At 58.7% G+C, this 12,319-nt stretch carries 9 protein-coding genes; 2 read left to right on the forward strand and 7 right to left on the reverse strand.

The annotated features are described in order from the left end of the window. Positions 1-226: 226 nt before the first annotated feature. From cas6f to cas1f, 6 genes are read right to left on the reverse strand one after another with little or no spacing between them, the layout of a single operon-like run. On the reverse strand, positions 227-784 hold the full coding sequence (cas6f, locus tag B9A19_RS02035; protein WP_084088881.1) for a type I-F CRISPR-associated endoribonuclease Cas6/Csy4: 558 nt from the start codon (positions 782-784) through the stop codon (positions 227-229). 9 nt (positions 785-793) lie between these two features. After that, positions 794-1,822: a type I-F CRISPR-associated protein Csy3 gene (gene csy3, locus B9A19_RS02040; RefSeq protein WP_217806955.1), complete on the reverse strand. Its 1,029-nt coding sequence runs from the start codon at positions 1,820-1,822 to the stop codon at positions 794-796. 11 nt (positions 1,823-1,833) lie between these two features. Beyond that, complete coding sequence (gene csy2, locus B9A19_RS02045) at positions 1,834-2,799, reverse strand: type I-F CRISPR-associated protein Csy2 (RefSeq protein ID WP_084088882.1); 966 nt, start codon at positions 2,797-2,799, stop codon at positions 1,834-1,836. Next, positions 2,796-4,271, reverse strand: coding sequence for a type I-F CRISPR-associated protein Csy1 (gene csy1, locus B9A19_RS02050; protein WP_084088883.1), 1,476 nt, complete (start codon positions 4,269-4,271; stop codon positions 2,796-2,798). The genes csy2 and csy1 overlap by 4 nt, the downstream gene beginning before the upstream one ends. Beyond that, entirely contained in the window at positions 4,204-7,506 is a 3,303-nt protein-coding gene (gene cas3f / locus B9A19_RS02055; RefSeq protein ID WP_084088884.1) for a type I-F CRISPR-associated helicase Cas3f, read from the reverse strand. Before cas3f ends, csy1 begins: the two co-directional genes overlap by 68 nt. Next, positions 7,491-8,483: a type I-F CRISPR-associated endonuclease Cas1f gene (gene cas1f / locus B9A19_RS02060; protein WP_084088885.1), complete on the reverse strand. Its 993-nt coding sequence runs from the start codon at positions 8,481-8,483 to the stop codon at positions 7,491-7,493. Before cas1f ends, cas3f begins: the two co-directional genes overlap by 16 nt. Before the next feature lie 424 nt (positions 8,484-8,907). On the opposite strand from cas1f, the gene B9A19_RS02065 reads away from it, so the two are divergent. Further along, positions 8,908-9,966 carry a polyamine ABC transporter substrate-binding protein gene (locus tag B9A19_RS02065; RefSeq protein ID WP_084088886.1) on the forward strand — a complete coding sequence of 353 codons (1,059 nt, stop codon included), beginning with the start codon at positions 8,908-8,910 and terminating at the stop codon, positions 9,964-9,966. A 107-nt stretch (positions 9,967-10,073) separates the two neighbouring features. Beyond that, positions 10,074-11,177: a VanZ family protein gene (locus B9A19_RS02070; protein WP_084088887.1), complete on the forward strand. Its 1,104-nt coding sequence runs from the start codon at positions 10,074-10,076 to the stop codon at positions 11,175-11,177. A gap of 44 nt (positions 11,178-11,221) precedes the next feature. Here B9A19_RS02070 and B9A19_RS02075 read toward each other — a convergent pair whose 3' ends face one another. Continuing rightward, entirely contained in the window at positions 11,222-11,818 is a 597-nt protein-coding gene (locus B9A19_RS02075) for a 6-pyruvoyl trahydropterin synthase family protein (RefSeq protein ID WP_084088888.1), read from the reverse strand. Positions 11,819-12,319: the final 501 nt, after the last annotated feature.

Raw genomic sequence — 12,319 nt, forward strand, 5'->3', positions numbered from 1 at the left:
GCTTTTCTGAGCTGCCTGTGCGGCAGCGAACGATCAAATTCGCCACACAGTTTTCGCGGTTTTTTTCTGAGCTGCCTGTGCGGCAGCGAACTGTAGCGATTTGATTCCAATCTATTGATTGTTAAAGAACTTGTTGTATTTCTCGGGCCTGCGCCCTTTTTTCTCCCCCACCGCAGAAGCCCCGTTTTTTAGCGGCTTGCCGCGAGGGGCAGAAAAAAGGGTTAAATCAGAACCACGGTATGGTGGCCGTGCTGCTCAGCCCGTATGCGGTGAAAATGCCAGCCACCGGCTCTGGCTGTTCGGGGCCGTGCTGGATGTAAACCCGCATCAGGTTGCCGTTCGATTTGCTTTGCAGCTCGGCGTACGGAAAGGGCAGGGGCTTTTGTTGATCATCCGGGATCGTAGTTTGGGCTTCGGTCTCGGTTAGCCAGCCTTTGCGTACCGAGCGCAGCCGTTTGTTGTGGGCGCTTTTGGCCTGCACGCGCCGCACGATCCGGTGGCTGGCCTGATCCGGTACCGGGCTGATGGCGGCAATACGTGTCAGATCGCGCAGCCCTTGCAGCCAGTTGTCTGCCATCAATTGCTGCAAGTCTTGCCGGTTGCCGTGCAGCCGCAATGCATCACCAAGCAGCTTGCCATGGTTGGGAAAGCTGATGCCAATACGGCCATTGGCCGTTTGCCCCAAATGGCGGTGCAACTTGGCAAAGAGGGTGTTCATCAGTTCGACGGTGCCCAGTGCCAGATCGGGATCGGTCCAGAGGCGAATATCCAGATAGTGATCCATGGCGCTGCCTCAATCTGCCTTTTCGCCAAATACACCGCCACGGATCAGCGTGGCAATCACATAGTGCTGCTGTGCCGGGTCTGGTGCTTGTTGCTTCAGCACCCAGTTATCCAGCAGCGTATAAAAGTCCTGTTTTTCTTTGGGCTGGCGGTAGGCGGTGCCGCGATTGGTCACCGAGCCATACGGTTCAACCGCGATTGGCCCTTGCTCTTCTGCGCCGGGGTACCAGGTATCTACGGTGCGCAGGGCGTTGCCCACCTTTTGCGAGTGCAACGCGGCCACATCGCGCACGTGGTACAGGTATTTGCTTTTGGTGCTGTCGCGCCCGTTATCCAGTACCAGCTCTTGCGATGGGAATACCTCCTGCCCGGCGCCGAGGTGCACAAAGGCTTCGACTTGCAGCAGCACAAAGTGGCTGCCCTGCAGGCCCTGCTTGATGATGTCTGCAAGAGTGGCCAGGTCACCGGTTGGCGCTGCGAATTCGCGCGTGCTGATGGCCAGCCCGTCAAATACCCAGCTTGCGGCAGCCTGCTGGTTAACCAGCTGGGTAATGCGAACCTCCACCGCTTCTGCCCCCACGCGGTTGCGCCACAGAAAGCGGCCATTGGCCAGGTTGGCGGCATAGCGCGCGGCCAGCTCGCCAAAGCCGTGGCTGTCGGCATAGTCGTTGATGGTTTTTGCCAGTGCAGCTTGATAGGCCGGGTCATTGCAGGCCGATGGCGTGGCCAGATTGCCCAGCACGCGCAGGCTGAAGCGCACGCAGAGGGTGTTGGCATCAAAGGGCAGGGCGGCAATGTCGACGCGCTGCAGGTTGGGCTTCTGGATTTCTGCATCCAGCTTGGCGGGGTCGTTGGCAATGGGGTTTTTCAGTCGGTTGGAGATGGTGCCGCGCACATCCTTGCTCTGGATGCCGATGGGTTGCCATGCGGTCGGGTCATTGCGGTCGGTCCAGTTGCCCGCATAAAGCAAGGCGTCGGAATTAGCCAGCTTGCGCTCGAAAGCAAGCACCGATGCGGTCTTCAGTTCACTCTTGGCCATGCTGATGCTCCTTAAAACAAAGATGAAATATCGGTTTCCATGGGTATTGCCTCGTGCGCGTTCCGGCACACATACAAATCATCAACATGCAGGTAGCGCCAGAGCAGCGGCGTCAGGTCGTCAAAGCGATGCGGGCTGCGCCACTCACCCAGGGTGTAGGCGGATTCAACAAAGCGGAAAGGCACGGCAGGATCGCGGCTGTTGCTGACCTCGCCCGGTGCGTATAGCGGCGAAATAGCCTGATAGCCCACACTGATGGGCACCAGATAGCCAGCCTCGGGCTTGGGTATGCGCTGCCATTCCACCTTGCCATCCGGGTCTGCTTGCGCGGCCTGCTTGAGCACCACAAAATCCAGCAGGCTATCGAGCAGCGTGGCATCAGCTTGTTGCTTCAGGCACTGCTGATGGTGTTCGCTCAGCAGGTCTCGTCTTTCTATCAGCGCGAACCCGGGCAGCAAGCGCCACAGCATGCGCCGCACAGTGGCTTTTTTTTGGGCGTCATCAGCGCCAAGTTCGGTAAAGCGGATCTGGCCGTGGCTGGTCAATGTGCCGCCGGCCAGACGCTGCAAGGGGATCAAGCTGGCGATCAGCTGTTCAAAGCGCTGTGTGTTTTCATGGCGGTTTTCGCCCCCCAACGCCAGATTGTCCGCATCAAACTCGCACTCGATCAGCAGGCTGACGGTCAGATGCATGCGCCCTTCTTCATTGAACGGGGCTGTATTGCCATCCTTGGTCAGCGGGTTGCGCGTCAAGGCAAATACCCATTCCCAGCCGCCGGGCTGGTGCGCCTGCACCTGATGATCGTGGCAAATCACCGCGCAGCCGCCCAATTGCACGCCGCACTGGGCATTCAGCTTGCGTGACAGGGCATGTACAAAGCCCAGGAAGTGACTGATGCCCGGAAAGCCCCATGTGCAGCCGGTAATGGCATTGGCGTTTTCTATCCGCAGACGGCTCAGTTGCAATATGGCTTTCATGCCAGTACCTCCAGGTCTTCACGGAGTAGCAGTAGTTCGCGCCTCAACAGCCTGCTCCATTCGCCATGCTCTACATCACCCATTTGCAATTTCTCATGGTGAAGGTTGTTGTTGAGCCAGAGCGCAAAGCGGTTGGCCACTTTGGCCTGCCAGTCGCGCCGTGCGCGCTCGTCCAGAAAGGCGGGGTCATCGCGTTGCAGATCCAGCCAGCATTGCATTTCCAGGGGTAGATTCGTGTTGCTGCTCCAGCCGGGGGCCAGGTGCTGGTAGCTGGCGGCGAGTTGGTGCAGCTCGCCTATCAGTGCCGCCACCAGCGTTTTGCGGTGATCGCGGATCGCGAGCGTGCTGGTGGCGTCCTGTACGCTGACCAAAAAGCTGCGCAGCTCGGCCAGCAATTCGCGCACCTTGTCGGTGTATTGCCCCCAAAAGGCTTCACCGCTTGCTGGTGGCTTCAACCGGCTTTGCCATGTGGGCGGCCGGCTGCAGAGCAGATAAGCCCGCCCACCGCGCTGGCTGTTGAGCAAGCTGAGATTTTGGGGCTTTGAACCACCGAAGGTTTGCACCGCGAGGTTGGGGTAATCCTGCACGATTGCAGGGTGGTGCTGCTTCTGTTTACTTGCCTTGCGTGCTTCTTTGGCCGTATCGCCAAAGCGCGCGTCACTGATGCGGCCATGCAAACCGTGGTATAGCGAGGTAGCAAACAGCGGGCCCAGCAGGTGGTACTCGTTGTCGCCTACCGGAAAGTACAGCTGCTTGGCCAGCCGATGCGAGGCCGCCCCATCAAGCTGCAACGCTTGGGTAAACCCCGCTACCCAGCGCTGCAGTTGTGCGTCATCTTTGGCAAATGGCTTGAGTGCGGTTGCATCACCCTCCGCCAGTAGTCGGGCGATCAGTGATTTGCCATCTGCGCTGAGCAACAGCAGGTTGGCTACGTCGAGTGCTGCCGCGTTGCCGACCACATCCAGCTGCAGATCGGCAAGCTGTGCGCTGGTCAGGTAGCCGTCTGCAACAGACTGCGGGGCCGCCTTGAGGCTGGTGCCTTTCGCATCGCTATGTGTGTATTTCAGTGCGTGGCTGACCAGTTTGATTTGCGCTGCGCGGTTTGCTGCATCATCTAGCCAGTTGGCGGCTTCGAATCGCTCTTGGAGCGCTGAACTGGCTTGGGCGAAGCTGGCTTCAAGAACTTCAATTGCAACTAGATCGGTGCCGGCGTTTTTGCGAGCGGCTTCGCGGTCTTTTTGCAGTTTGTCCAGCTTGGCGTCTTTACGCGCTTGGACGTAGTTTGTGATCTCAGTACGCAGGGGAGCAGTCATGGTTTCTCGCATCGTCTTTTTTCTATCGCATAGGTAGCTTCTGTCGCGATCATTTGCTCGCAAGGGCAAATGGTCGTTTTTAGCTTCTTGGCTAAGCCTTCCATACTCCCAGCGCTGGGTGATAAGACCATCGCGATGTGTCAGTACTTTTCCGCTCATCCAGCCTCAGTTCGGTGAAGCGCTGGCAGATCGTGGAAACAGATTGATCCATCCGCTCGGCCACACCGTTCAGGAGGGGCATGATGTCCTGCGCCAGCCAAACACGATTGCCTGCGGCAGGCGAGAAATCAGCCCATTGAAATTCCGATTCCCGTGGCAGCAACTCGCCGTCGTCGGTGCGTTCGTGGAAGCGCAGGGTTTCGCCGTTGTCGTCCAGCAACAGCACATAGCCCACGTCCGGCGCTGATTTGCGAAAGCGGGTGCGGTGCTGGTGTTCGGCGCACCAGTGCAGGCCCGGCTGTTGCTGCCACCAGCGCGCTGCATGGCAGTCTTCATATTCATGCCCGGTTTTGCCGCCAAACAGCGTGTACACCAGCTGCAAATGCTCCAGCCCAACCAGGTCGGTTTCGGTGTTGGTCTTGGCCGGTAGCTGTACCCGTGGCTTGGCGCTGATGCGCTGGTAGTGCTCGGCCGGCAAAATGGTTTCCAGATCGTGGCGCTTGAGCTGCAGGCTTTTTGATTCAAATCCCGGCTGCCAGTAAGCCAATTTCTCCCCAAGCAATGCTTTGATGCTGCGTGACCAGATCAGCAGATTGGGTGTGGTGGGCTGCTGTTGCCGGTGGCGTTGAATGCGGCCGGCCAGCTGGATCAGCGAACGCATCGACGAGGGCTCGGCAATGGCCCAGCTGTAATCATGATCCCGGCCGACTTCCGCAACGGATGTCGCGAGCACGATGAATGCGTGGTGCGTGGCTGCATGCGTTGTCAGTGCGGTGTGTATCTCGGGTATCTGCCATAAACTGGCCGGGTCGCGCCGGTTTAGCGTGGTATCCAGCCGGGCTTCGATATGCGAGCGCACGATCAGTGGATACTGGCTGTGGTAAACGCAAAAGTGCAGCTGGCAGTCATCGGGCGGCGGTATTTGCAGCAACAACTGGCTCACTGCCACCAGCGGGTTGATGTTGGCCATGCGGATCAAACCCAGAGAGAGCGTTTTGTCGCTGCCGGGCGCAATGTCGTGATGTTGCCGATGCAGTTGCCAGATTGCCGGATGCAAGGCCTGCGCAACGGTTTGAAAAACCTCCCGGTCGCGCTTGCCGGCGGGCATGCCGATCGGCAGCAATTGCCCCAACCGCAGTGGTGGCTGTTTTGCGAGGGTGCTGACGCGTTTGGCAACAAACTGATCATGCGCGGTGCGGAATGCCGCGCGTTCAGCAGCCATGGCGCTGGTGCAGCCAAATTCGTCGAACCATGCACAACAGACGCCGAGGTCTGGCTGCCCGTTGCCACATGCCTTGTCATAGTGACGCCTGCCGTGTTGGTAGGCCTCGAACAATGCTGCGACCAGTGCGGGTGGCAAGGTGGCAGATGACAGCAGCACGCGTGCGCCCAGCATGCCGGCCCAGTGCACTAGCCGGCATAGCGCGGGCAGGTCGCTGATATCGAAGTCGTCCGGTTCGTCGAGCACCAGATCCGCCGTGAGCAGGCGCAGCATGGGGGCAATCTGCTGGCCGCCACGTGTGCCTTCGGTGGCGGGGATCAGGTGATCAATGGTGCTGACCAGCACAGGGGCGCTGAGCAGTTCGTGCAGCTTGCCTGATTGTTTGAGCCAGTGTTGCAGCGGGCCATCGTCCAGCGTGCCGTCGTAGTACACGTGCTGGCTATCGTCGATCAAGGCCGCGCCGGATTCCGATCCGCTTGCGGCGGCGGATGTGTCGGCCCCTTGTTCTGTTTTGTTCAGCTCGTGCAATGCCAGCACCGCTTGCGAGCCGATCAAGACGGCCAGTTCGTCACTATCCAGTTGCAGGCGCTGCCGCAGCGCATCGCCGGTTTGCAGGGTCAGGGTGCGCAGGCCCAGTGCCACGCTGAATCGGCAACCTCGTTGCTCGTCGGCCAGGCCATACATGATGCGGGCGTTGGCAAAGGTCTTGCCGCAGCCGGTCGAGGCCATGTTGATGCCAAAAAAGCCTTGCTGCCTGGCTGGCTGAGCAAGCTGGCGTGCCAGATCAAAGGCTTTGTTCTGCCATTGATAGGCTGCGGCGGTAGTGCGTTTTTTCAGCTCGCGGTGCCGGCTGATTGCCGGTAGTTGCCGTTGTAATTGCGGCAGTCTTCTGGCCAGCAATAGCGCGTTATGGCCTACCCCGGCATTGTGCTCATCCAGCTTCTGCTTGAGGTGTCGCTGGCCGGTGTCCTTGTCGATGGCAGTGTTGGCCCATGCCTGATAGGCGGCATCTTGCCACTTGGCTTGCGCCGGCCCCGCCGAATAGCTGTGGTCTGCGAGCATGAGCGACATGCGCGCCAGATGGACGGAAAAAGGGTCCTCCTGCAGCCAGTCCTTGTTGGCAAGGTGAGGGGCTTTCAGTGCCCGGCTGCCGATCTGTCGGGCTTTTGCACACCAACTGTGGCTGCGTAGCGGGGTGCCATGATCAAAGCACCATATGTCTGCCCAGTCCTGCGTTGTCCAGCCCGCGTCGCAGCTTTGCGGGGAAATCCAGCCGGCGTCAAAACGCCCGCCTTCTATGCAGGCTTTTTCAAGATCGGGCTTGGCATGATGCGGGTGAGAAGCGGGTAGTTTGTGGTGCGTAACGATCAACCAGCCTATCGCGCGCGCCAACCCGTGCAGCTGGCTCAAGGGCCCTGGCCCTTGGCGGTGGGCAAGCGGCATGCGTGCCAAGGCGTTCAACAGCAAGGTTTCATCACCGGGGGCTGCATTGGCCAGCCGCAGCAGCCACGCAGCATCATCTTGCTGATCGACAAATGCGGCAAACAGGCAGAGCGAGACCCATTCATGCCGCAACGGCTCATGATGTTTTGCTGCGCCGGGTTGCAACTTGCGCTGAAACAGCCGGTTGGCTTTGCCAAAGTCATGGAACAGGCCGGCAATGCTGGCCAGCAGCGCAATCACTTCGGCGGTTTGCCAGCTGCTTTCATGCCGGTTGGTGATGATGCTTTGCCGGGTCGTGTTGGTCGGCACGCGGCCTTGATCGTTGAAACGCCTGGCATTGCCAACCAGCCAGAGCAATTCGGTTTGCCCATTGGTCTTGATCCAGTGGCAGGCCACGGCGGTGTTCTTGCGGGCGGTGCGCCGCAGCAGCTTGCGCAGCATCAGCAGGCCATCATTGGTAATGGCTGTTTGCCAAGTGCGGCGTCCCATGCGCTCGGCAAACTGATCGATGACACGGCGGGTTTCGGTCAGCGCCTGTTTGCTGCACTCCGAAATCAGCAGGATTTGCACGACTTTGTCCCGAGCTGCCCGGCTACGCTTTGCAGCGATTCGATCATCAGGTCCAGCGCATCTGCCTTTTGCAGCGCGTTGATGACGCGATTGCGATAATCCTGTTCTTCATCCCCCGCCATGGCGGCGATGAAGGCATAAGGTAAAACGACTGCGTCCTTGATCAGGTCGGCAACATCGAATACCAGGCCGCCGCGCCGTGTTTTGCCATGCAGTACGGCCAGCCCGTGGGGTAGCCCCAGCACCCAGCATGCTGTTGCAGCCAATCCATAGGCCAGATAGTTGCCGTGATCGAGGAAACGGTTGGCCTGATCGATACCACTGCCGTTTTTGGCGCGCGTGAAATCGCCAAAGCCGACTGTGTGGGCAACCAGCTTGTAAAGCGCCTTGGTCATGGATGCTTCCAGGGCCAGCACGTCGTTGCTGTTGCCGCATTGCCCCAGCCGCGAGGCAAATTGATCGAGTATCTGCTCAAGTTGCTGGGCGTTTACTTCAAATGCTTGATCTCGCCGCATACGGGCATCCAGCCAGCGCTTGCGTATGGTTGCGATGCGGATGTGCTGAAACCGGATTGCTGCATTCAGGCGCTGCTGGTCGTCAAACCAGAAGCTGACCCACTGTTGGAGGTATTCGGTGGGGCGGTATTCGCTTTGTGATGTCAGCCAGGAGACGGCAGGCTCTACCTCGGTTGTCGCAAACAGCGGGCTGCCGCCACCGCCGCAAAAGCCAACCAGCACGCCAGCCTTGGCCAGTTCTCGCATGGCAGCCTGGGTGATGGAGGTGCCAGTCCCCAGCAATATCGACGTGGTATTGGCGATGGGGATATTCCAGTAAAGCGATTCGCTGCCTTGCTCGGTGACGTATTCGACCCTGCCCCCGTTAACCAGCAAGCGGCAGTGCTCAAGGTAATAGAGGTTGGCCCGCTTCGAGTGAAGTATGGTTTTAAGTTCTGACGAAGAGAATTCCACCTGGCTCATCTCTTGGGGTTGTGTTGAGGTGCCGATTTACCACGGCGGTAGGCAAAACTCGCTGGGCTGCATGTGGGGGCGACCACGCGGAGAGCCATGCCTGCATGAAAATATATTGACTTATTTTGTCAGAAAAAAGAAGGGAACAGGAAATAAGCAGTTGCATTGCTTGCCGCGCGAGGTGCGGGTGCTTCGTTGCTTTCTGGCTGCCGGGTTTTGATGAGGGATTTGATTTGTGCCCAAGAGAAGTGGGGGGGCTTTTCTCACGCTTTTGATATCGCCAAGTCGACCATATGCCGAGCTCATGCGTTACCGGTCTGCCGCGCCTTGCCCGGTTAGACCATTAGGGCATAATTGCTGGCGAATGATGCGGTGCAGCGCTGCCGCGTTGGTTTTTATGGGTTTTTGTTCACTTTCTGGGATGGATAGAGCGATGAAAAAGCTGTTGCTGGCCTTGTGTCTGGCTGCCGGTGCTGCACACGCAGAAGACGTGTTGCACGTATACAACTGGAACAACTACATTGCGCCGGAAACGGTCAAGCGCTTCGAGGCCGAGTGCAAGTGCAAGGTGGTGCAGGACTACTACGGCGCCATGGAAGAGATGCTGGCCAAGCTGACCGCCGGCGCCAAGGGTTATGACATCGTGGTGCCGACCGGTTTTGCCATTCCGCCGCTGGTGAAGCAGAACCTGGTGCAGCCGCTCGACAAATCCAAACTGCCCAACTTCAAGAACGTGAACGCGTCGTTCCAGAACCCGTGGTATGACCAGGGCAACAAGGTGTCGGTGCCTTATGCCTTCACCACCACGCTGGTTGGCTACAACGACAAGAAGATCAAGGAACTGGGCATCGACCCGAGCGACTGGTCCATCATTTTCGATCCGAAGGTGCTGGAAAAGGTGAAGGGCAAGGTCACCGTGCTGGATGACAGCCGCGAAGTGTTTGCCGCTGCGCTGATGTACAACGGCTACTCGGCCAATTCGACCAAGCGCGAAGAGTGGAAGAAAGCTGCCGACACCATCAAGACCGCCAAAAAGTACTGGGCTGCCTTCAATGGCCAGAGCTATATCAAGGAGCTGACCCTGGGCAATATCTGGATCGCCCATGGTTATTCGAACGACATGTTCCAGGCCAATAGCGATGCGCACGCTGCCAAGCGCCCGTTCGGTATTGCCTTTGGCCTGCAGAAACAAGGCAACACCCTGTCGGTGGACAACATGATGGTGCTGAAGAACGCGCCGCGCCCGGACCTGGCACACAAGTTCATCAACTTCATGCTGGACGGCAAGAACTCGGCCGACCTGACCAACATGATCGGCTCGGGCAACCCGAACGCAGCTGCGGCCAAGTTCGTGCAGCCGGATATCCAGAAGATCAGCGCCGTGTTCCCGGATGCGGCTGCAATGAAGGGTCTGCAACAGCTGAACGCGCTGGAAGGCAAGGACCTGCGCGACCTGAACAAGCTGTGGACTGAAGTGAAAACAGCCAAGTAAGTATGAGCTTACCCGGGCGCGCTCCGGGTTAGAATGAGGGGCAGCTTGCGCTGCCCCTTTTTTTTTGCCGGATCGATTGCCCAACCGAAGAAGTGACCAGACCGACGATGCGTGCCTTTCCTCCCATCGCCTATCTTGCCCGTGACGTTGCCCCGTCGCGCGTGTCGCGCTTTTTCCTCGCCTGCTATCTGCTGCTGGTGCTGGTGGTCAGCTTTTATCCGTTTACCGGCTGGCGTTTCACTGGCGAGCCGGTGTTCGCCTTCTATACCTATCCGCTGCCGTATTACTTCACCCTGTTCGATAACCTGGTGAACGTGCTGGCCTATATCCCCATCGGTACCGCGGTGGCGCTGAGCGTTTGGCCGCGCAGTCTGTCGTGGTTGCTGGGGGCGCTGGCCGGCACGGTGCTGTCGTGCGGGGTGGAGTTTGTGCAGCAGTTCATTCCCGGCCGCGTGGCGTCGAACATGGATATTCTCAGCAACGGCTTCGGCGCGCTGATTGGCGGCGTGCTGGCACTGCTGCTGTCCAGCCGGCGCTGGCAGCGGCGCTGGCAAATCCTGCGCTACAGCCATTTGCGCGAGGGTAGCGCGGTGGAATGGGGCGTTGTGTGGCTGGTGCTATGGTTCGTTACCCAGTTCGATCCAACCGTGCCCTTTCTGGGCGTGGTGGTAGAGGCACGCGGCCTGCCGCAGCCGTTTGATTCGCCGATTGCCAATGCCGAGCTGTTTCTGCGCCTGCTGGAAGGTGGCGGCATGATGCTGCAGATGATCGGTGTGGCGCTGTTTGTGGCGACGCTGATGCGGCATGCGCGCGAGATCCCGGCCGCCATTCGCATCACCCTGCTGGTTGGCCTGCTGGTGAAGCTGGCGTTTGCCGGCATGTTGCTGCAGCCGGCGCAGTTTTTCAGCTGGATCAACCGCAACATCATCGTGGGCGGCGTCGCCGGCGCCTTGCTGTTGTGGGGGCTGTGGCGCTTGCAGTGGCGCTTGCGCGCATTTCTGGGTGTGCTGTCGCTGGCGGCCGCAGCCGCGGTGAGTTGGGCATGGCCGCTCACGCCGCAGATGTCGGCCACCTTGCCGTTGTTCCGCTGGCACTACGGCCACCTGATGCACTTTTCAGGCCTGGCTGCGGTGATTGGTGATCTGTGGCCATACGGCGCCATCCTGATCCTGTTGCGCATGCTCTGGCCACGACAACAGGGCCAGTTGTAATCCGCTGCAGGACGCGAGGGATTCTTGCCCCCGTGTGACAGCGGCTAAATCTTTACCTGCAGCGTGACGTCCGGGTTGACCAATGGCGTGCCGGACTGCAGTTTGTCATATAGCTGCGGGTCGCCCCATTCGGCACGCACCTGATCCGAGAACACGATATCCGCCAGTGCGATGCTGCCCATGCGCGGGTTGTATGCATCGTCGCGGAAGGCTTGCGCATAGCCGGTATCGGTCTCGTGCGCGATCACCGAGTGCAGCAGCACATCGGCCTCACCATTCTTCATCACGGTCTGCTTGAGAATGGCATCGATCAGCACGAAGAACAGCCGGGCAAACTGCTCGGCCGATGGCGACACCGGCAGTGCGATCCAGCGAGCCGAAAATTCCTTGCACAGCCGGATGTACTCGGCGTCGTCTTTGTCCCAGAAACAGATCGCATGGTCGAACGCATCGATCACGTCCTTGATCGTGCCCTTCATCAGGCCGAAGTCATACACCATCTGGCCATGATCCAGCGCGTGCGCTTCCAGCAGTACCTCGACCTTGTAGCTGTGGCCGTGGATGGAGCGGCGGCAGCGGTCGCTGGAACAGTTGCGCACGATGTGCGCGTTTTCAAACTTGAACAGTTTACGAATCAACATGGCGGCAATTTCCTGGATGAGAAGTTGTAACAGATGCCACTGCCGGCTTCAAGACGACTTCTGCCACTGTCGGCCAAGACCAGTCTCTGACAGCCAGTCCACGCGCGGCAAATGCGGCTTGCGCCAAGTTGGTGCCGAGGCTCGTGCACACATGGCTTAAAAAAACGGCTTGAAAATCGTAAATCACATGAAAGAAATGGGTGGGTGGCTACAGTACCCTGGTGATTTTTACCGCACCAATCTGGAACTTTTTTGTTGTTTTCAACAATTTTTTTTGACGAAAAACTACAAGACATCAGGAGAACTACTTACATCAGGGGTGGCTAATGATGTGCTGCAAAGCAAACAAATGTGACTGCAGGTCGCATTTTTACTAAGGATGTCCTTTTGTAATGTTGCGTTGCAACAAGGGGACGCTTGGTAATTGTGTAGTCGAGTTTGTATGTAGTTGGTTACAGGGCCTACATCTCGCCCCGAGGTGTGGGGCAGTGCGCTTGACAA

The sequence above is a fragment of the Andreprevotia lacus DSM 23236 genome, from assembly GCF_900176275.1.
Taxonomy (GTDB): domain Bacteria; phylum Pseudomonadota; class Gammaproteobacteria; order Burkholderiales; family Chitinibacteraceae; genus Andreprevotia; species Andreprevotia lacus.